Origin of the sequence: Caballeronia sp. GAFFF1 (assembly GCF_023630705.1) — a bacterium.
GTDB lineage: Bacteria > Pseudomonadota > Gammaproteobacteria > Burkholderiales > Burkholderiaceae > Caballeronia.
Genome location: NZ_JALQEM010000013.1, coordinates 16,651 through 36,459, shown reverse-complemented (window position 1 = coordinate 36,459; position 19,809 = coordinate 16,651). Strand labels below are relative to the sequence as shown.

16 protein-coding genes are annotated in these 19,809 nt (G+C 63.7%); 8 read left to right on the top strand and 8 right to left on the bottom strand.

The window, feature by feature from the left end:
- Positions 1-37: 37 nt before the first annotated feature.
- Complete coding sequence (locus tag NCR37_RS06430) at positions 38-586, top strand: peroxiredoxin (RefSeq protein WP_250472272.1); 549 nt, start codon at positions 38-40, stop codon at positions 584-586.
- A gap of 98 nt (positions 587-684) precedes the next feature.
- Entirely contained in the window at positions 685-1,209 is a 525-nt protein-coding gene (locus tag NCR37_RS06425; RefSeq protein ID WP_175940268.1) for a carboxymuconolactone decarboxylase family protein, read from the top strand.
- 43 nt (positions 1,210-1,252) lie between these two features.
- Here NCR37_RS06425 and ispF read toward each other — a convergent pair whose 3' ends face one another.
- Positions 1,253-1,744 carry a 2-C-methyl-D-erythritol 2,4-cyclodiphosphate synthase gene (ispF, locus tag NCR37_RS06420; RefSeq protein WP_250472271.1) on the bottom strand — a complete coding sequence of 164 codons (492 nt, stop codon included), beginning with the start codon at positions 1,742-1,744 and terminating at the stop codon, positions 1,253-1,255.
- Positions 1,745-1,778: 34 nt separating this feature from the next.
- Complete coding sequence (gene ispD / locus NCR37_RS06415; protein WP_250472270.1) at positions 1,779-2,438, bottom strand: 2-C-methyl-D-erythritol 4-phosphate cytidylyltransferase; 660 nt, start codon at positions 2,436-2,438, stop codon at positions 1,779-1,781.
- A 201-nt stretch (positions 2,439-2,639) separates the two neighbouring features.
- Between ispD and mfd the strand changes: the two genes are divergently transcribed.
- The 3 genes from mfd to NCR37_RS06400 all read left to right on the top strand — a co-directional run bounded on the left by mfd (position 2,640) and on the right by NCR37_RS06400 (position 8,639).
- Positions 2,640-6,122, top strand: coding sequence for a transcription-repair coupling factor (gene mfd, locus NCR37_RS06410; protein WP_250472269.1), 3,483 nt, complete (start codon positions 2,640-2,642; stop codon positions 6,120-6,122).
- A 248-nt stretch (positions 6,123-6,370) separates the two neighbouring features.
- Positions 6,371-7,603, top strand: a complete 1,233-nt coding sequence (gene argE / locus NCR37_RS06405) for an acetylornithine deacetylase (RefSeq protein WP_250472268.1) — start codon at positions 6,371-6,373, stop codon at positions 7,601-7,603.
- A 31-nt stretch (positions 7,604-7,634) separates the two neighbouring features.
- Positions 7,635-8,639, top strand: a complete 1,005-nt coding sequence (locus NCR37_RS06400; protein ID WP_250472267.1) for a threonine ammonia-lyase — start codon at positions 7,635-7,637, stop codon at positions 8,637-8,639.
- 52 nt (positions 8,640-8,691) lie between these two features.
- Here the strand turns inward: NCR37_RS06400 and NCR37_RS06395 are convergent, their stop codons facing one another.
- The 4 genes from NCR37_RS06395 to NCR37_RS06380 all read right to left on the bottom strand — a co-directional run bounded on the left by NCR37_RS06395 (position 8,692) and on the right by NCR37_RS06380 (position 12,764).
- On the bottom strand, positions 8,692-9,510 hold the full coding sequence (locus NCR37_RS06395) for an ABC transporter permease subunit (RefSeq protein ID WP_175940647.1): 819 nt from the start codon (positions 9,508-9,510) through the stop codon (positions 8,692-8,694).
- Entirely contained in the window at positions 9,510-10,418 is a 909-nt protein-coding gene (locus NCR37_RS06390; RefSeq protein ID WP_250472266.1) for an ABC transporter permease subunit, read from the bottom strand. Before NCR37_RS06390 ends, NCR37_RS06395 begins: the two co-directional genes overlap by 1 nt.
- Positions 10,415-11,587 carry an ABC transporter ATP-binding protein gene (locus tag NCR37_RS06385; RefSeq protein ID WP_250472265.1) on the bottom strand — a complete coding sequence of 391 codons (1,173 nt, stop codon included), beginning with the start codon at positions 11,585-11,587 and terminating at the stop codon, positions 10,415-10,417. Before NCR37_RS06385 ends, NCR37_RS06390 begins: the two co-directional genes overlap by 4 nt.
- A gap of 121 nt (positions 11,588-11,708) precedes the next feature.
- Positions 11,709-12,764, bottom strand: coding sequence for a polyamine ABC transporter substrate-binding protein (locus tag NCR37_RS06380; RefSeq protein ID WP_250472350.1), 1,056 nt, complete (start codon positions 12,762-12,764; stop codon positions 11,709-11,711).
- A gap of 562 nt (positions 12,765-13,326) precedes the next feature.
- On the opposite strand from NCR37_RS06380, the gene NCR37_RS06375 reads away from it, so the two are divergent.
- The 3 genes from NCR37_RS06375 to NCR37_RS06365 all read left to right on the top strand — a co-directional run bounded on the left by NCR37_RS06375 (position 13,327) and on the right by NCR37_RS06365 (position 16,330).
- The gene (locus NCR37_RS06375) at positions 13,327-14,658 is read left to right on the top strand and encodes an Nramp family divalent metal transporter (RefSeq protein WP_250472264.1); all 1,332 of its coding nucleotides are present in this window, start codon (positions 13,327-13,329) and stop codon (positions 14,656-14,658) included.
- A gap of 165 nt (positions 14,659-14,823) precedes the next feature.
- Entirely contained in the window at positions 14,824-16,104 is a 1,281-nt protein-coding gene (locus NCR37_RS06370) for a phospholipase A (RefSeq protein WP_250472263.1), read from the top strand.
- Positions 16,105-16,126: 22 nt separating this feature from the next.
- A complete protein-coding gene (locus tag NCR37_RS06365; RefSeq protein ID WP_250472262.1) occupies positions 16,127-16,330 on the top strand; it encodes a DUF1289 domain-containing protein in 204 nt (67 codons plus the stop codon).
- Positions 16,331-16,543: 213 nt separating this feature from the next.
- Here NCR37_RS06365 and NCR37_RS06360 read toward each other — a convergent pair whose 3' ends face one another.
- Together NCR37_RS06360 and thrC are read right to left on the bottom strand one after the other, a co-directional pair.
- On the bottom strand, positions 16,544-18,136 hold the full coding sequence (locus NCR37_RS06360; RefSeq protein WP_250472261.1) for an ABC-F family ATPase: 1,593 nt from the start codon (positions 18,134-18,136) through the stop codon (positions 16,544-16,546).
- 220 nt (positions 18,137-18,356) lie between these two features.
- Entirely contained in the window at positions 18,357-19,802 is a 1,446-nt protein-coding gene (gene thrC / locus NCR37_RS06355; protein ID WP_250472260.1) for a threonine synthase, read from the bottom strand.
- Between the last annotated feature and the right edge of the window lie 7 nt (positions 19,803-19,809).

Sequence of the window (19,809 nt, the reverse complement as noted above, 5' to 3'; positions counted from 1 at the left end):
GCTTGAGTTGTCCTTTCAACGAACACAGGAGCGTTGCATGAAGACCGTAGGCGATAAAGTCGAAGCATTCACCGTCACCGCTGCAAAACCCGGCTTCAACAACCACGAGGAAAACGGCCAGTCCGCCTTCGAGGAAATCACCGAGCAGTCGTTTCCGGGCAAGTGGAAGATCATCTACTTCTATCCGAAGGACTTCACGTTCGTGTGCCCGACCGAAATCGTCGAGTTCGGCAAACTCGCGACGGACTTCGAAGACCGCGACGCCGTTCTGATGGGCGGCAGCGTCGACAACGAATTCGTCAAGCTCGCATGGCGCCGCGAGCACAAGGATCTGAACAAGCTGAACCACTATTCGTTCGGCGACGTGAAGGGCGAACTCATCGACCAGCTCGGTGTGCGCGACAAGGAAGCGGGCGTCGCGTTGCGCGCCACGTTCATCGTCGATCCGGACAACGTCATTCAGCACGTGTCGGTGAACAACCTGAACGTGGGCCGCAATCCGGAAGAAGTGCTACGTATTCTGGACGGCCTGCAAACCGACGAGCTGTGCCCGTGCAACCGCGCGGTCGGCGGCGCGACGCTCTGAACTGCCTGGCGCTCGAGCGCATGCGTGAGCCCGCCTTCTTTCGAGTGCAAGCTCGGGAGCCGGCGGGCTTTTTCAACGCCATCGAATAGGAGAAATCAATGGAATTCCTGTCGTCGATCAAGGAGCTGGTTCCCGATTACGCGAAAGACATTCGCCTGAACGTCGACGGCACGATCGCCCGTTCGTCGCTGGAAGGCAATGACGCGGTGGGCGTCGCGCTTGCAGCGGCCTACGCGGCCAAGGCGACGAAGCTCGTGTCGATCATCCGCAATGCCGGCGTGCTCTCGCCCGAAGAGACGAACGCGGCCCTTACCGCCGCCGCGCTGATGGGCATGAACAACGTCTGGTATCCGTACCTGGAGATGGCCGACAACGCCGACCTGAAAACGCAGCCCGCCGGGCTGCGCATGAACGCGTACGCTTCGCATGGCGGCGTGGACAAGCGGCGCTTCGAGATGTACGCGCTCGCCGCGTCGATCATCGGCAAGTGCCACTTCTGCGTGAAGTCGCACTACGAGAATCTCGTGACCGAGGGCATGTCGACGACTCAATTGCGCGATGTCGGCCGCATCGCCGCGGTGATCGGCGCGGTGGCGCTCGCGATCGAAGCCGAAGGGAAGTAACGCGCTTTTAGACGCCACGTCGTTCGAACGTGGCGTCGCTCGCTCAGTGGTCGATCGACGTGCGCCGCAACAGCACGGCCGCCTGCGCCTCGATGCCTTCCTTACGGCCGAGATAGCCGAGCTTCTCGTTGGTCTTCGCCTTCACGTTGACGCGATCGACCGGCAAGTCGAGATCGGCGGCAATGTTCCTGCGCATCGCCTCGATATGCGGACTCAGCTTCGGCGCCTGGGCGATCACGGTGCTATCGACGTTCGCAATCGCGAAGCCCGCTTCCGACACGCGCTTGACCGCCTCGCGCAGCAGCACGCGGCTGTTCGCGCCGGCGAACTCGGTGGCCGTATCCGGAAAATGCCGGCCGATATCGCCGAGCGCCGCCGCGCCGAACAACGCGTCGGTGATCGCGTGCAGCAGTACGTCGGCATCCGAATGGCCGAGCAGCCCGCGTTCGTACGGAATCGTCACGCCGCCGATGATGAGCTCGCGCCCTTCGACGAGCTGATGCACGTCGTACCCCTGTCCGATTCTGAAATCCATCGATGCCACCTAGCAGTAGAGAGTGAGCGGTCCGTCAGGCGCGCGCCGAGAGGATCGCGCTGGCGAGACCGAAGTCTTCCGGATAAGTCACCTTGAAGTTGCGCAGGCTGCCCTGCACGAGCTTCGGCGAGTGGCCGAGCCATTCGATGGCGCTGGCTTCGTCCGTGAGATCGTGGCCGTCGCGGCGCGCACGATCGATCGCTTCGCGCAACATGCCGAGCCGGAACATCTGCGGCGTCTGCGCCTGCCACAAGCCGTCGCGCGATTCGGTCCGCGCGATGCGCGCGCCGCCTGCCGGCGCATCGGGCATGGTCGGTGCGACGCGCTTTAACGTATCCGCGACCGGCAGCGCGAGAATGCCGCCGACGGGATCGTCGCGCACTTCGGCGACGAGCTTGCGAATCAACTCGGGCGTGATGCCGGGACGCGCGGCGTCGTGCACGAGCACCCAGTCGTCGTCGCGCGCGCCGAATTCCGCCAGCGCGACGAGGCCGTTATACACCGACGCCTGCCGCGACGCCCCGCCCCGGCGCTGCACCACGAAGCGCAGGCCGGCGAAGCGGCGCGCGTCGAAGTGATGATCGTCCGGTGCGAGTACGACGAGTGTCTGCGAGAATTCAGGGCACGCGTCGAATGCGGCGAGCGTATAGCCGAGCATCGGCCGTCCCGCGACTGTCTGGTATTGCTTGGGCATCGGCGCGCCGGAGCGGCTGCCGGTTCCGGCGCAGGGAATGAGCGCGAAAAGACGCGCAGTGGTAGACGGGGCGGCGGGCGAAGTCACGAGAAAATCATGTGGCCAAGTCAAAGTGAAGCCCGGATTTTATAATAGGTCTTTCGCGACCACGTCCAGCGCGCGGCTATTCAGTCGCAGCGCGGGCGGTTCAATGCACACCTTATGTCTTCGAAAGCCGTCACCGCGCAGTCCACTTCTCCCATCGCGCTCGTCAAGGCAGGTCAGCGTTTCGTCTTCGACGGCGCGTCTGGCTCCGCCGATGCGCTCGCCATCGCGCGTTATCTCACGGCGCATCGCGAGGCGGTGCCGCTTCTGACGGTGGTTTGCGCGAGCGCCGTCGACGCGCAGCGCCTCGCGGCAGAACTGCCCTACTTCGCGCCGGACGCCCGCGTCCGTCTCTTGCCCGACTGGGAAACGCTGCCCTACGACACGTTTTCGCCGCATCAGGATCTCGTCTCCGAGCGGCTCGCGACGCTGCACGATCTCGGCGAAGGACGCTGCGACATTCTCATCGTGCCGGCGACAACGGCGCTGTATCGCATGCCGCCCGCGTCGTTTCTCGCGGCGTACACGTTCTCCTTCACCCAAGGCGAGCGTCTCGACGAGGCCAAGCTCAAGGCGCAATTGACGCTCGCGGGCTACGAGCACGTGAGCCAGGTCGTGCGGCCGGGCGAATACTGCGTGCGCGGTTCGCTGATCGACCTGTATCCGATGGGCTCGCCGCTGCCGTACCGCATCGACCTCTTCGACGATCAGGTGGATTCGATCCGCGCGTTCGATCCCGACACGCAGCGCAGTCTCTATCCCGTGCGCGACGTGCGTCTGCTGCCGGGCCGCGAGTTTCCGTTCGACGAGGCCGCGCGCACCGCGTTTCGCAGCCGCTGGCGCGAAGTGTTCGAGGGCGATCCGAGCCGCTCGCAGATATACAAGGACATCGGCAATGGCGTGCCGTCGGCGGGTATCGAATACTATCTGCCGCTCTTCTTCGAAGAAACGGCGACGCTCTTTCACTACTTGCCGCAAGGCTCGCAACTCGCGTTCATCGGCGATCTCGACGCCGCGATCAAGCGTTTCACGCACGACACGAAGCAGCGTTACGAATTTCTCTCGCACGACCGCGAGCGTCCGCTGCTGGAGCCGCGCCGCCTATTCCTGACCGACGACGACTTCTTCACGTTCGCCAAACCGTTCGCGCAACTGAAGTTTCCGCCGACGCCCGAAGGCGGCTGGGCCGTGCCGCTGCCGGGTCTCGCCATCGATCGTCACGCGGACGAGCCGCTGCTCGCGCTGCGTCACTATCTGGAGCAGACGCAGAACCGCGTGATGCTCGTCGCGGAATCGGCGGGACGGCGTGAGACCATTCAGCAATTGCTCGCGGACAACGGCTTGCGCGGGGAACTTCACGACACGTTCCAGGAATGGCTCGCGAGCGACGCGAAGTTCACGCTCGGCATCGCGCCGCTTGCCAACGGCTTCGCGCTGCCCGCCGAGCAGCTTTCGATCATCACGGAGACCGAACTGTACGGGCCGCTCGCGCGTCGCGCCGGGCGGCGGCGTCAGGAACAGGCGAGCAACGTCGATTCGATGGTGCGCGACCTCGCCGAACTGAAGGTCGGCGACCCGGTCGTGCACGCCCAGCATGGCATCGGCCGATACATGGGGCTGGTGTCGATGGACCTCGGCGAAGGCGAGACCGAGTTTCTGCACCTCGAATACCAGAACGAATCGAAGCTATACGTGCCGGTCGCGCAGCTGCATGTGATCTCGCGCTACAGCGGCGCGGACCCGGAAAGCGCGCCGCTGCACACGCTTGGCTCCGGCCAGTGGGAGAAGGCCAAGCGCAAGGCCGCGCAGCAGATTCGCGATACCGCCGCCGAGTTGCTGAACCTTTACGCCCGCCGCGCCGCGCGCGAAGGTTTTGCGTTCAAGCTCGATCCGCGCAATTACACGAAGTTCGCGGAGAGCTTCGGCTTCGAGGAGACGCCGGATCAGGCGGCGGCGATCGCATCGGTCATCGCGGACATGACGAGCGGCAAGCCGATGGACCGCCTCGTGTGCGGCGATGTCGGCTTCGGCAAGACGGAAGTCGCGCTGCGGGCCGCGTTCATCGCAGTGATGGCGGGCAAGCAGGTGGCGATTCTCTCGCCCACGACGCTGCTCGCCGAACAGCACACGCAGACCTTCACGGACCGCTTCGCGGACTGGCCGGTGCGCATCGCGGAGTTGTCGCGCTTCAAGAGCACGAAGGAAGTGTCGCAGTCGGTGCAGCAGATCAACGAAGGCTCGGTCGATATCGTGATCGGCACGCACAAGCTCTTGTCGAGCGATGTGAAGTTCAAGCGGCTCGGGCTCGTCATCATCGACGAGGAGCACCGCTTCGGCGTGCGGCAGAAAGAGGCGCTCAAGGCGCTGCGCGCCGAAGTCGACGTCCTCACGCTCACTGCGACGCCGATTCCGCGCACGCTCGGCATGGCGCTCGAAGGACTGCGCGACTTCTCGGTGATCGCGACCGCGCCGCAGAAGCGTCTCGCCATCAAGACCTTCGTGCGCCGCGAGGAAGACGGCGTGATCCGCGAAGCGATGTTGCGCGAACTCAAGCGCGGCGGCCAGGTGTACTTCCTGCACAACGAAGTGGAGACGATCGACAACCGCCGCGCGATGCTGGAGGCGCTCGTGCCTGAAGCGCGGATCGCGGTTGCGCACGGGCAGATGCACGAGCGCGAGCTCGAACGCGTGATGCGCGACTTCGTCGGCCAGCGCGCGAACGTGTTGCTGTGCACGACGATCATCGAGACGGGCATCGACGTGCCGAGCGCGAACACGATCATCATGCATCGCGCGGACAAGTTCGGGCTTGCGCAGTTGCATCAGCTGCGCGGGCGCGTCGGGCGCTCGCATCATCAGGCGTACGCGTATCTGCTCGTGCATGATCCGCAGTCGCTGACAAAGCAGGCGCAGCGCCGGCTTGAAGCCATTCAGCAGATGGAGGAACTCGGCTCCGGCTTCTATCTCGCGATGCACGACCTCGAAATTCGCGGTACCGGCGAAGTGCTCGGCGACAAGCAATCGGGCGAGATTCACGAGATCGGCTTCCAGCTTTACACCGACATGCTCAACGACGCGGTGCGCGCGCTGAAGGACGGTCGAGAGCCGGACCTCAACGCGCCGCTCGCCGCGACGACCGAAATCAACCTGCACGCGCCCGCCATTCTGCCCGCCGATTACTGCGGCGACGTGCAGGAGCGTCTGTCGCTGTACAAGCGGCTTGCGAATTGCGAATCGAGCGATGCGATCGACGGCATACTCGAAGAGTTGGTCGATCGCTTCGGCAAGCTGCCGCCGCAGGCCCATGCGCTCGTGGAGACGCATCGGCTGCGATTGGCCGCGAAGCCGCTCGGGATTTCCAAGATCGACGCGGCGGAGCTTTCCATCGCGCTGCAGTTCGTGCCGAATCCGCCTGTGGATGCGATGAGGATCATCGAGATGGTGCAGAAGAACAAGCACATCAAGCTCGCGGGGCAGGATAAGTTGCGGATCGAGACGCGTAGTCCGGATCTTGCGGTGCGGATTGCTACTGTGAAGGAGACGTTGCGGGCGTTGGGGGGGCCGGTGCGGAAGACGGTTGCGGCTGCCGGCGAGCGGTAATGAGAGGGTTCTCTTGCTTCTTGCCGGAGGTGAGTTTCCACAACTAGCAGTAACGCTTCTTCTGCTGCTTGTTTGGTGAAACTTGCTTTCGTCGCGGTCTATTAGTGCGGCGCGCCCCGGGGACGAACAACGCCAACAACCGCCGCGAAAACAACTCGCCCGACACGAGCACCGGCAGCTAGAAAACCCCCAAAGACCCGACTAATTCTTTTCAGCTATGATCGAACCCTACCCGCAGGAGAGAAAAAATGTCACAGGTCGCTGACCCGGCGCATCGGCAGCAAGAAGCCGCAACAAGCTCGAGCACTCCGAAATCCCTGCCGTGGATCGAACGGCTCATTTCCTTCGATACGGTAAGCCGCAATCCCAACCTCGGGCTAATCGAAACCGTCCGCGACGAACTACGCAAATCGGGCGTCGAAGCCGTCATCACGACCGACCCGCGCGGCCAATGGGCGAATCTCTTCGCGACCGTGCCCGCGCACGACGGCGAGACCAACGGCGGCATCGTGCTGTCGGGTCATACGGATGTCGTGCCGGTCGACGGACAGGACTGGACAAGCGATCCGTTCAGGCCGGAAGTGCGCGACGGCCTGCTCTACGGCCGCGGCGCGTGCGACATGAAAGGCTTCATCGGCGCGGCGCTCGCGATGCTGCCCGTCATGCAGTCGACCAGGCTCGCCAAGCCCATCCACTTCGCGTTTTCGTATGACGAAGAAATCGGCTGCGCAGGCGCGCCGCTGATGATCGAAGACCTCAAGAAGCGCGGCGTGCGCCCCTACGGCTGCATCGTCGGCGAACCGACGTCCATGCGCCCAATCATCGCGCACAAGGGCATCAACGCGTTTCGCTGCTGCGTGCGCGGCGCGGCGGCGCATTCGTCGCTGACGCCGAAGGGCCTGAACGCTATCGAATATGCGGCTCGCCTCATCTGCTTTATCCGCGATGTCGCCGACGAATTCCGCGCGAAAGGCCCGTTCGACGAACTGTACGACGTGCCCTTCACGACCGCGCAGACGAGCACCATCAAAGGCGGCAACGCGCTCAACACCGTGCCCGCCGAATGCACGTTCGACTTCGAATTCCGCAATCTCCCGACGATGGATCCCGAAGCCATCTTCGCGCGCATCGAGTCGTTCACGCGCGAGACGCTCGTGCCGAAGATGCAGAAAGAACACGCGAACGGCGCCATCGAGTTCTCGAAGATCGCGTCGGCGCCGGGGCTCGATGCCACCGAGCAGGCCGCCATCACGCAACTCGTGCGCGCGCTCACCGGCAACCAGGAGAAGCGCAAGGTCGCGTACGGCACCGAGGCGGGACTCTTCGCGCTCGCGGGCGTGCCGAGCATCGTGTGCGGGCCGGGCAACATCGAGCAGGCGCACAAGGCGAACGAGTACGTGTCGCTCGAACAGCTGGCCGCCTGCGAAGCGTTCCTCGGCAAGTTCATTCACAGCATGTCGGTCGACGCGCAATCGCGCTGACCTGCGTCCATCGGAAACCGCATTGCACGCCATGTCCAGCGCGATACAGCCTACCGACAACACGATCGACGGCACGCCGATCCCGACGCTCGACGAGATCGCCGAACAGCATATGGCGCTGACCCCGTGGGTCGCGCGCACGCCGGTTTTCGAGCGGCACGACTTTCCGAAGCTGGAGGGCACGCCCGTCACCTTCAAGTTCGAGCTGTTGCAGGCGAGCGGCACGTTCAAGGCGCGCGGCGCGTTCTCAAACATCCTTGCGCTGACCGAGAGCGAGCGTGCCGCAGGCGTCACCTGCGTGTCGGCGGGCAATCACGCGGTCGCGGTTGCGTACGCGGCGCAGCGCATGGGCGTCGGTGCAAAGGTCGTCATCATCAAGACGGCGAACCCGGCGCGCGTCGAGTTGTGCCGGCGCTTCGGCGCGGACATCGTGTTCGCGGAGAACGTCGCCGAAGCATTCGATGTCGTGCGGCGCGTCGAAGCGGAAGAAGGACGCGTGTTCATCCATCCGTTCAACGGCTACCGCACGGTGCTCGGCACCGCGACGCTCGGCTACGAGTGGACATCGCAAGCGCCCGATCTGGATGCGGTCATCGTGCCGATCGGCGGCGGCGGGCTCGCGGCGGGCGTCTCGACCGCGATGCGTCTCGCGAATCCCGCGCTGCACGTGTACGGCGTGGAGCCGGAAGGGTCCGATGCAATGAGCCGCAGCTTCGCGGCCAACCATACGGTGAAGATGGGCGCGATGCACAGCATCGCCGATTCGCTGATGGCCCCGCACACCGAGCAGTACAGCTACGAACTGTGCCGCCGTCATATCGACGCCGTCGTGACTGTGTCGGACAGCGAGTTGCGCAACGGCATGCGGCAGTTGTTCAGCGAACTGAAGCTGGCGGTCGAGCCGGCGTGCGCGGCGTCCACCGCCGCCCTCCTCGGCCCGTTGCGCGAGACTTTGCAAGGCAAGCGCGTCGGCCTGCTGCTCTGCGGGACCAACACCGACGCCGACACGTTCGCGAAGCATATCGCCACGCCCTGATGTGCGAACGGCCCCTTCCGGGGCCGTTTTCTCGCTTGCGAGCGTGAACGCGTCAACTCACCGCCGCGAGCCGCCGCCGCTCGCTGCGCTGCATGAAGACGTTCGCCGCGATCACTCCCACCGTCACCAGCGCGATAAAGAGCGTCGCTAACGCATTCATCTCCGGATTCAGGCCGAGACGCACGCGCGAAAACACGACGAGCGGCAGTGTCGTCGATCCTGGCCCGGACAGGAACGCGGACAACACGAGGTCGTCGATGGACAGCGTGAACGACAGCAGCCAGCCCGCGACGAGCGCCTGCGAGATGAGCGGCAGCGTGATCGAGAAGAACACGCGCAGCGGCGTCGCGCCGAGATCGAGCGCGGCTTCCTCGAGCGACGGATTCAGTTCCCGCACGCGCGATTCCACGATGATCGCGACATACGAGATGCACAGCATCACATGCCCGATCCAGATGGTGAAGATTCCGCGCCCCGCCGGCCAGCCGATCAGCTTCGCCATTTCGACGAAAAGCAGCAGCAGCGAGATGCCCTGAATGACTTCGGGAATCACGAGCGGCGCGTTGATCATGCCGGTGTACAGCGTGAAGCCGCGAAAGCGCCCCATGCGCGCGAGCACGAAGCCGGCCCATGTCCCGATGACGACCGACGCGCACGCCGTCAGAAACGCGATGCGCAGCGACAGCCACGCGGCGTTGATGAGTTCGTCGTCGGACCACAGCGCGCGATACCACTTCAGCGAGAACTCGGTCCACACGGTGACGAGCGGCGAGTCGTTGAACGAGTACACGACGAGGCTGATGATCGGGATATACAGAAAGGCGAACCCGATTCCCAACGCGGTGATTTGCAGCGAACGGCTCGGCTTGATCATCGATTTTCCTCCAGTTGCTTCGCCTGGAAGTGCTGGAAAAGCGCCATCGGCACGAGCAGCAGCAGGACCATCGCGCAGGTGACGGCCGAAGCCATCGGCCAGTCGGCGTTATCGAAGAACTCGTTCCACATGACGCGGCCGATCATCAAGGTATCCGCGCCGCCGAGCAGTTCCGGAATCACGTACTCGCCCACCGCCGGAATGAACACGAGCAGGCATCCCGCGATAATGCCGTTCTTCGACAGCGGGAGCGTGATGTGCACGAACGCCTTCCACGGCTTCGCGCCGAGGTCGTAAGCGGCTTCGAGCAAGGTCAGGTCCATCTTCACGAGATGCGCGTAGAGCGGCATCACGAGGAACGGCAGATACGAATACACCATGCCGATATAGACGGCGATATTCGTGTGATACAGCTCGATCGGCGTATGAATCAGGCCGATCGACATCAGGAAATTATTCAGGAGTCCGTTGTTCTTCAGAATGCCGATCCACGCGTACACGCGAATCAGGAAGGACGTCCAGAACGGCAGCATCACGGCCATCATCAGCACATTGCGCGTAGCCGGATTGGAACGCGCGATGTAATACGCCATCGGATAGCCGATCAGGAGGCACAGCACCGTCGAAACCGCCGCGACCAGCAGCGAATTCATGTAGGTCGCGAAGTACAGGCTGTCCGTCAACAGGAACGCGTAGTGCGAGAAATCCAGCGCGATGTTCATCACGCCGTCTTTCATCGCCACGAGTTGCGTGTACGGCGGAATGCCGAGTTCGCTGTCCGCGAAGCTGATCTTCACGACCAGCAGGAACGGCACGAAGAACAGCAGCAACAGCCACAGATACGGCCCGGCGATGACCGCGGTGCGCCCGCTCACGCCAATGCGCTTGAGCACGTTCATCATCATGACGTCAGCACCACGCCCGCCGACGCGCTCCAGCGCACGTAGACTTCGTCGTCGAACGTCGGCGATTCGATCTCGCCGATCGCGAGGCTCGACAGATTCGCGACCACGGTTTTGCCGCTGTCGAGCGTCACGTGATAGAGCGTGTAGCCGCCCATGTACGCGATGTTGGTGATCTTGCCGCGGCCCCAGTTGAACGCGCCTTCCGGCGGCTTGCGCGTGAGCGCGATGCGTTCGGGACGCACGGAAATGGTCACCGGCATGCCGAGCGGCCCGGTAATGCCGTGACTCACGTACAGGCGCACCGGCAGCTCGGAAGACTCGACGAAGATGTGGTCCGGCTCGTCTTCGACGACATTGCCGTCAAAGAGATTCGTCGAGCCGATGAACTGCGCCGAGAAGCGCGTATTTGGATATTCGTAGACTTCATGCGGCGTGCCGAGCTGCACGATTCGCCCTTCGCTCATCACGGCGAGGCGGTTCGCCATGGTCATCGCTTCTTCCTGGTCGTGCGTGACCATGATGCAGGTGACGCCGACCTTGTCGAGAATGTTCACGAGCTCCATCTGCGTGCGCTGGCGAATCTGCTTGTCGAGCGCGGACATCGGCTCGTCGAGCAAAAGCAGCTTCGGACGCTTGACGAGACTGCGCGCGAGCGCCACGCGCTGCTGCTGCCCGCCGGAAAGTTGATGCGGCTTGCGCTTCGCGTACTGCGCCATCTGCACGAGTTGCAGCGCGTTCTCCACGCGGTCTTTCAGCTCGCCGCCCTTCACGCCTTCCTGCTTCAGCCCGAACGCGACGTTCGACTCCACGCTCATGTGCGGAAAGAGCGCGTACGACTGGAACATCATGTTGACCGGCCGGCGGTACGGCGGCATCTTCGCGAGGTCTTCGCCGTCGATCAGGATCTGCCCTTCCGTCACGGATTCGAGGCCCGCCAGCATGCGCAGCAGCGTCGACTTTCCGCATCCGGAACTGCCGAGCAGCGCGAATAGCTCGCCCTTCTTCACCGACAGATCGACGCCCCGAACGGCCACCGTCTCGCCGAATTTCTTGACGACGTTCACGACCTGCACGAAGTTGTCGTCCGTGCCCGGACCGGATGCCGCACTGCCCGGCTGCGGCCGGCCCGATTGTGGCGCTGCCTTCAACGCGCTCGACTGCTCACTCATGATTGCGTGTTCGACTCCTGCGTCTGTGGTTCGCCGCTTTCACCTGCGCCGACGAATCACGAACAAAGCCCCCGGAGGTCCGAGGGCTTCGTCATTTCAATGAATAACCGGTTCCGTCGACTTAGCGGCCGGACTTGAATTCCGTCCAGAGCCGCGTCTGCAGACGCTGGATCTCGGGCGGCAGCGGCTTTAGCAGGAACAGGGTCTTGAGCACGTCCTGCGACGGATACACCGCCGGGTCGTCCGCCACGTCCTTGCTCACATACTTGCGCGCTTCCAGATTCGCGCTCGGGTAGTACACCGCGTTCGTGATCGCTGCGTGCACCTGCGGCGTCTCGATGTAGTTGATCCACTCGTGCGCGGCTTCCTTGTTCTTCGCGTCCTTCGGAATCGCCATCACGTCGAACCAGATCGGCGCGCCGCCCTTCGGAATGTAGTAATCGATCTTGAACGGCTTCTTCGCCTCGATGGCGCGGTGCTTGGCAATCACCACGTCGCCCGACCAGCCGTACGTGAAGCAGACGTCGCCGCCGACCATGTCGTTGATATAGCCCGACGAATTGAACTGCGTGATGTAGGGGCGAATCTTCTTCAGCATTGCGAGTGCTTCGCGATAGTCCGCCGGGTTCGTGCTCATCGGGTCTTTGCCGATGTAATGCAGCGCGGCGGCGAACATCTGGTCGGGCGCATCCAGCACGGACACGCCGCACGCCTTCAGCTTCGAAATATTTTCGGGCTTGAAGAGGATGTCCCAGTTGTTCAGTTCGGCGTTCGCACCGAGAATCTGCTTCGCCTTGTCGACGTTATAGCCGAGGCCGGTCGTGCCGTACGCCCAGGGCACCGCGTATTGGTTGCCGGGGTCCGCGCCCGCGACGAGTTGCATCAACGTGGGATCGAGATACTTCAGGTTCGGCAGCTTCGACTTGTCGAGCGGCGAGAAGATGTTCGCGGCAATCTGCTTGCCGGCGTAATTGCTTGTCGGCACGACAATGTCGTAGCCCGAATTGCCCGTGAGCAGCTTGGCCTGCAGGGTGTCGTCGCTGTCGTAATTGTCGTACTTCACCTTGACGCCCGTCTGCTTGGTGAAGTTAGGGATCGTGTCCTTGGCGATGTAGTCCGACCAGTTGTACACGTTGAGTTGCGTATCTTTCGCCGATGCCCCGAGCGGAAGCAGCATCGCCGCGCAGCCGAGCGCGCCCGCGAGCTTCGCCAGTTTGTTGTTCATCTCGATTCTCCCTTGTTCCGACTTCTCGATGGCATCGCGCACGCGGTCCGCCTGGTCTGGTCGAGCGGCCCGCGACAGCCTGTAAAACCCCGAAAACTACCACTAAACCGAAGTGCGACAAAAAATAATGCGCCGCTTGTCGCGCAAAGCACACGGGCGACGGCGCCAACGCCCGTTGCCCGCAAAAGTGCGCGCATTTTAGCCCCTAATCGCCCCGCGCGACACCGGATAAAACCGCGCGCCGCGCCGAAAGCCGGCAGTAATGTCAATATTCGTGGTGGTCATCCGGCCGCCCGTCGCGTGCCCTTTTCGTCCCGCCGCGAAAAGGGCACGCGGCGCTTCTGGGCCTTGGAAACGATCAGCGGAACAGTCGTTGCTTAACCAACCGGCGTGCGTCGCGGGAAAGCGTCGCCGTCGTGGCATCCGTCACGCTTATCCGTCACGCACGCTGCCACGGCGGCCTCGGGAACCGCCCGAGCGCGCCGTCGCACCGCACCTCGAGGCCACCGTCTGCATGAACACCAACCCGTCCGCGCTTGCTCAACTTTCCGCCTCGAAGTCCGGCGCACCGTCCCGCCCCGGCACGCGCGATGTCCCGCCCCGGCGGCCGCGCGGCCGCTGGTACTCGTTCGCCGGAGCCGGCGCGCTCATCGCCGTCGGCTACATGGACCCCGGCAATTGGGCGACGGCGCTTTCCAGCGGCGCGCGTTACGGCTATCAACTCCTTTTCGTCGTGCTGCTTGCGAGCCTGATGGGCATGCTGCTCCAGTGGGTGGCCTCGCGCGTGGGAGTCGTCACCGGGCGCGATCTCGCGCAGCTTTGCCGCGAACGCTACAGCCGCCGCACCACCATCGTGCTGTGGCTCGCGTGCGAAGTCGCGATCATCGCGTGCGACGTCGCGGAAGTGGTCGGCAGCGCGGTCGCCTTGCAGATGCTGCTCGGCGTCTCGCTCACGGTGGGCGTGCTGATGTCGGCGGTCGGCACGTTCGCGATGCTCGCGCTGCAAAGCCGCGGCAAGCGGCCGTTGCAGCGCGCCGTGACCGCGCTGATCCTCTTCGTGAGCTTCTGCTTCGTGATCCAGCTTGCGCTCGCGCATCCGGCGTGGCATGAGGCGCTGGCAGGCTTCGCGCCGCCGCGCGCCCTGATCCGCGACGCCGGCATGCTCTGGCTCGCGGCCGGCGTGCTCGGCGCAACCGTGATGCCGCACAACCTCTATCTGCACTCGTCGCTCGTGCGCGACCATGCGGCGGACCGCGACGACGAAGCGATCGGCGACGCGCTCAAGGGCGTGAACATCGACACGTTCGCGTCGCTCGCGATTGCGTTCATCGTCAATGCGTCGCTGCTGATCGTGGCGGCCGCCGTCTTCCACGCGGGCGGCCACGCCGAAGTCGACGATCTGGCGGACGCGCATCGGCTCATCGCGCCGCTCGTCGGCAGTCACTGGGCGGGCATTACGTTCGCGGCGGCGCTCCTTGCGTGCGGACTCAACGCGACGGTGACCGGCACGCTTGCCGGCCAGGCCGTGATGGAAGGCTTTCTGAATCTGAAAGTGGCGCGCTGGGCGCGGGCGCTGCTCACGCGCGGGCTCGCGATCGGCCCCGCGCTGGCGGCGGTGGCGAGCTTCGGCCAGCACGGCTCGAACGCGCTGCTCGTCGCCACGCAGGTCGTCCTGAGCGTGCAGCTGCCGCTCGCGGTGATCCCGCTCGTGCGCTTCGCTTCGGACGCCGGCCTCATGGGCCGCTGGCGCATCGCGCGGGTGCCGCTCCTGCTGTCGTGGGGATGCGCGAGCGTGATCGTCGCACTCAATGCCGCGATGCTCTGGCAGGCGGCGACGGGGCATTGAACGCCCCTCGTCGCTCACGAGAGCGAGCGGGCGTCCGGGCAAGGTCGGCGTCATCCGGTTAGGATCGAAAGTTCGTGCTCTTCGTCGGACGCCGTGAGACCACAGTGCGGCCGCAGTCCGACCGCCATCCGACGATCCCCCTTTTGCCAACAGGATGCCGACTACATGGCCTCAGGCCCCCGTTTGCTTGCGATTCCGTTCATCAACCTTCGAACCCGCCGCGCGCTGCGGTGCATTTTCCTTGTGTCGGGTCTCTCCGTCGGAGCCGGCGCCCACGCGACCGTCGCCGTGCTGCAGCCGGCGCGCGAAGCGGCGGCCGCGCAACCGCTCGAACTGACGCTGCTTTATACCGACGACGACGAGAAGCCGCTCACCGTGGACGTGCCGAAGCAACTCACCGTGCGCCTGACCAACGGCGATTTGCCGCCCGCCCCGCTCGCCCTCGCGCGCGATCCGAAGACACCCGACCGCCTGCGGCTCGCGCCGGGACAGTATCGACGCGTGCGTTATTCCGCGCCTTGGCCGGACTCGGCGCGCGGCACGATCAAGATCGATCCGGTCGGCTTCGATGCCTCGCCGATGCTCGTCACGCTGAATCGAGGCGAGGATCAGACGCAGGTGGTCGCCGCGGAGAAGCGCGAGACGCAAGCGGCGACGCCGACGCAACTCGCCAGCGCGGCCGCCGTTGCAAACACGTCCGACGTGCCGACCACGACGACCGACACCATGCTCTCAGGCCGCTTCTCGACCTTCGAGCCGATCTATTTCGCCGACGGCCGCAACGGCGACAATCTCGCCAAGTTCCAGTTCAGCTTCAAATACCGGCTGCATCTGCCCGACGATCCGCGCTCGCGCGGCTTTCTCGACAACCTGTATTTCGCGTACACGCAGACGTCGATCTGGAACCTGTCGGCGCCGTCCGCGCCCTTTCGCGACACGAGCTATCAGCCGCAGCTTTTCTACTACGTGCAGGACACCGGCTGGAAGAGCCCGCTTTTCACGCGCATGGGCGTGGCGGCGGGTATCGGGCATGAGTCGAACGGGCGAAGCGGCCCCGAGTCGCGCGCGATCAACATCGCGTTCGTGCGACCGACCTGGGACTTCGGCGACATCAACAGCAATCACCTGACGCTATCGCCGAAGTTCTACTACTACCTGTCGAAGAGCGGCAACGAAGATATCGCGGATTATCGCGGGTACGTCGATTTCCTCGTCAAATACGGCAGCCCGGATAGCTGGCAGCTCGCGACCACGCTGCGCAAGGGCACGAAGCACTGGTACGGCAGCGTCGATTCGCAACTGACCTATCCGCTCGCGAAGCTGATCGGCAGCGCGTGGGGCGGCTATGTCTTCGTGAGCTATTTCAACGGCTACGGCGAGGACATTCTGGACTACAACCAGCGGCATCACTGGATCGCGCGTATAGGCTACAGTATTGCCCGCTGATTCATTTCCGACGATCCCGCTCATGTCTTCGATTCTCCACGACCTTCCCGACAGCCCTTGCATCGGCGTGTGCTCCACGCTTTTCGACGAAGTCTGCAAAGGCTGCGGCCGCACGGCGGGCGAAGTCTCGAACTGGGTGTTCCTGAGCGACAAGGAAAAGCGCGTGATCTGGGAGCGGATCACGCGCGAGGGAACCGCGATGCGGTTTCGCAACGACAAGCTGTGAAAATTGGCCGGTCGGACTGGTTGATCGTGCGGCCGGCCCTGCTTAACATGCGATTGGCGGACCCAGAAAGCGGCATCCGCCTCCGCCATGGCGAAACCTGGGATGGGCTGCCGATGCGGGGTTGCCGGTTGCCCGACACGACAAAACCGGCGTCTGCAAACGAAAAAAGCCGCGAACGCGGCTTTTTTCTCTTCTGCGGCCGAACTCGCCGACTTACTGAATTCCCTGGCTTGCCAGGAAATCCTCGTAATTTCCGCCAAAGTCCCGCAGCGTGCCGTCCGTCTTCACCTCGATGATCCGGTTCGCCAGCCCGCTCACGAATTCGCGGTCGTGCGACACGAAGATGAGCGTGCCTTCGTACTTGTCCAGCGCGATCTGCAGCGACTCGATCGACTCCATGTCCATGTGGTTGGTCGGCTCGTCCATCAGGAGCACGTTGTGGCGGCCGAGCATCAGCTTGCCCCAGATCATGCGGCCCTTCTCGCCGCCCGACAGCACCTTCACGTTCTTCTTGATGTCGTCGGCGTTGAACAGCAGACGGCCGAGCGTGCCGCGCACCATCTGGTCGTCGTCGCCTTCCTGACGGTACTGGTCGACCCATTCGGTCAGCGTCTCGTCCTTCGGAAACTCTTCGTACGTGTCCTGCGGCATGTAGCCTACGTTCGCGTTTTCCGCCCACTTGACCGTGCCGCCGTCCAGTTCCAGCGCGCCCTTCAGCGCCTTGAGCAGCGTGGTCTTGCCCGCGCCGTTCTCGCCGATGATCGCGATGCGTTCGCCCGGCTGCACGCTTACGCTGAAGTTCTGGAAGATGGTGCGGTCGTACTTCTTCGTAATGCTTTCGGCCACCACCGCAATGTTATGCAGCTTCTTCTCGAAGTCGAAGCGGATGAACGGGTTCTGCCGCGACGACGGCTTGAATTCCTCGATCTTGATCTTGTCGATCATCTTCAGGCGGCTGGTAGCCTGGCGCGCCTTCGACTTGTTCGCCGAGAAGCGGCGCACGAAGTCCTGCAGGTCGGCCACGCGTTCCTTCGCCTTGGCGTTCGCGGCCTGCTGACGCTCGCGCGCCTGCGTGCTCGCGAGCATGTAGTCGTCGTAGTTGCCCGGCCAGATTTTCAGCGTGCCGTAGTCCATGTCCGCCATGTGCGTGCAGACCTGGTTCAGGAAGTGCCGATCGTGCGAGATGATGATCATCGTCGAGTTGTACTGGTTGAGCACGTCTTCCAGCCAACGGATCGAGTTGATGTCGAGGTTGTTGGTCGGCTCGTCCAGGAGCAGCACGTCGGGCTTCGAGAACAGCGCCTGCGCGAGCAGCACGCGCAGTTTCCAGCCCGGCGCGATGTTGCTCATCGGACCGGTGTGATCGGCAATGTTGATGCCGATGCCGAGCAGCAGTTCGCCTGCGCGCGCTTCGGCGGTGTAGCCGTCGTATTCCGCGAACTTCGCTTCCAGTTCGGCGGCGCGCATGTAGTCGTCGTCGGTGGCGTCCGGGTTCGCGTAGATCGCGTCGCGCTCGGTCATCGCGGCCCACATTTCGGTGTGGCCCATCATGACGACGTCGAGCACGCGCATGTCTTCGTACGCGAACTGGTCCTGACGCAACTTGCCGAGACGCACGTTCGGTTCCAGCATGACGTTGCCGGAGGACGGTTCGAGATCGCCGCCCAGAATCTTCATGAACGTCGACTTGCCGCAGCCGTTCGCTCCGATCAGGCCATAGCGATTGCCTTCGCCGAACTTGACCGAGATGTTCTCGAAGAGGGGCTTGGGCCCGAATTGCATGGTGATATTGGCGGTAGACAGCACGGCGCGTCCTTTCGAATGGAGTACGGCGAAAAACCTGAGATTTTAGCAGCTTTTGACGGCTTTTTCGCCGTCTGCGGCTGTTCTGCGGGCGGTTGTCCGGCACGGCGTCCGGCAAAAATGCCCGCGATCTGCGTGATGGGCGCGGTGCGCGCGCTGAAAGCACCGCGGGGGCGCGACCCTCGTCAGGCCGCGCCCCCGCGCGTCGTGTGGCTCGCGAAACTCAGGTCCGCTCGGCGATGTATGCCTTCACGACAGCCGCATCGGCAGGAACGATATCGAACCTTTGTGGCAGTTTTTCAAGTCCCACGAACGCAGCCGGCCGCTCGGGCTCGCGATCGAGCGCCTCGCGGATGGTTTCGCCGAATTTGATCGGCTGCGCCGTTTCGAGGACGATCATCGGCACGCCGGGCTTCAGGTTTTCGCGCGCCACCTTCACGCCGTCCGCCGTGTGGGTGTCGATCATCGTGTCGTAGCGTTCGAAGACATCGCGGATGGTCTGCACGCGGTCGTCGTGGCCGCTCTTGCCCGACACGAAGCCGAACTGCTTCACGCGGGCGTAGTCGCCGCTCGCCGCGAGATCGAACCCGCCCTTCTCCTCGACATCGCGGAAAAGCTGCACGACGCGCGCCGGATCGCGGCCTAGCAGGTCGTACACGAAACGCTCGAAGTTCGACGCCTTCGAAATGTCCATGCTTGGCGAGGTCGTGTGATACGTCTCCGCGGCGCCGCGCACGCGATACACGCCTGTTCTGAAGAACTCGTCTAGCACGTCGTTTTCGTTCGTCGCGACGACGAGCTGGTCGATCGGCAGGCCCATCATGCGCGCGATATGTCCCGCGCAGACGTTGCCGAAGTTGCCGGACGGCACGGTGAAGGACACACGCTCGTCATTGCTCTTCGTCGCGGCGAAATAGCCCTTGAAGTAGTAGACGACCTGCGCCACCACGCGCGCCCAGTTGATCGAATTGACCGTGCCGATCTTGTGCTTCGCCTTGAACGCGTGATCGTTCGACACGGCTTTCACGATGTCCTGGCAGTGGTCGAAGTTGCCTTCCACGGCCAGATTGAAAATGTTCGGGTCCTGAAGCGAGAACATCTGCGCGGTCTGGAACGCGCTCATCTTCCTGTGCGGCGACAGCATGAAGACGCGCACGCCCGTCTTGCCGCGCATCGCGTATTCGGCCGCGCTGCCCGTATCGCCCGACGTCGCGCCGAGGATGTTCAGTTCCTCGCCGTGCTTGGCCAATGCGTACTCGAAGAGATTGCCGAGCAGTTGCATGGCCATGTCCTTGAACGCGAGCGTCGGACCGTTCGACAGTTCCAGCAGCGAAAGCGGCGCGCCGTTTTCCACGCCGAGCGTCTTGAGCGGCGTAATCTGGGACGCGCTCTCCTCGTGGCGCACGTTGCTGTAAACCTGCGCCGTGTACGTCTTGCGCGTGAGCGAGCGCAGGTCGTCGGCAGGAATGTCGTCGCAGAACTTGGAGAGCACTTCGAATGCGAGATCCGCGTACGACAGCGCGCGCCAGCGCGCGAGTTCATCGGCCGATACGCGCGGATATTCCGCCGGCAGGTACAAGCCGCCGTCCTTCGCGAGACCGCCGAGCAGGATGTCGGAAAACGTGTGGCGCTCGCCGGTGCCGGCGCCGCGCGTCGAAATGTAGTTCATGTCGCTT

Excerpts from the sequence above, each read along its gene's own strand:
- NCR37_RS06430 (WP_250472272.1), top strand. The coding sequence starts at position 38 with ATGAAGACCGTAGGCGATAAAGTCGAAGCATTCACCGTCACCGCTGCA.
- NCR37_RS06425 (WP_175940268.1), top strand. The coding sequence starts at position 685 with ATGGAATTCCTGTCGTCGATCAAGGAGCTGGTTCCCGATTACGCGAAA.
- ispF (WP_250472271.1), bottom strand. The coding sequence starts at position 1,744 with ATGGATTTCAGAATCGGACAGGGGTACGACGTGCATCAGCTCGTCGAA.
- ispD (WP_250472270.1), bottom strand. The coding sequence starts at position 2,438 with ATGCCCAAGCAATACCAGACAGTCGCGGGACGGCCGATGCTCGGCTAT.
- mfd (WP_250472269.1), top strand. The coding sequence starts at position 2,640 with ATGTCTTCGAAAGCCGTCACCGCGCAGTCCACTTCTCCCATCGCGCTC.
- argE (WP_250472268.1), top strand. The coding sequence starts at position 6,371 with ATGTCACAGGTCGCTGACCCGGCGCATCGGCAGCAAGAAGCCGCAACA.
- NCR37_RS06400 (WP_250472267.1), top strand. The coding sequence starts at position 7,635 with ATGTCCAGCGCGATACAGCCTACCGACAACACGATCGACGGCACGCCG.
- NCR37_RS06390 (WP_250472266.1), bottom strand. The coding sequence starts at position 10,418 with ATGATGATGAACGTGCTCAAGCGCATTGGCGTGAGCGGGCGCACCGCG.
- NCR37_RS06385 (WP_250472265.1), bottom strand. The coding sequence starts at position 11,587 with ATGAGTGAGCAGTCGAGCGCGTTGAAGGCAGCGCCACAATCGGGCCGG.
- NCR37_RS06380 (WP_250472350.1), bottom strand. The coding sequence starts at position 12,764 with ATGCTGCTTCCGCTCGGGGCATCGGCGAAAGATACGCAACTCAACGTG.
- NCR37_RS06375 (WP_250472264.1), top strand. The coding sequence starts at position 13,327 with ATGAACACCAACCCGTCCGCGCTTGCTCAACTTTCCGCCTCGAAGTCC.
- NCR37_RS06370 (WP_250472263.1), top strand. The coding sequence starts at position 14,824 with ATGGCCTCAGGCCCCCGTTTGCTTGCGATTCCGTTCATCAACCTTCGA.
- NCR37_RS06365 (WP_250472262.1), top strand. The coding sequence starts at position 16,127 with ATGTCTTCGATTCTCCACGACCTTCCCGACAGCCCTTGCATCGGCGTG.
- thrC (WP_250472260.1), bottom strand. The coding sequence starts at position 19,802 with ATGAACTACATTTCGACGCGCGGCGCCGGCACCGGCGAGCGCCACACG.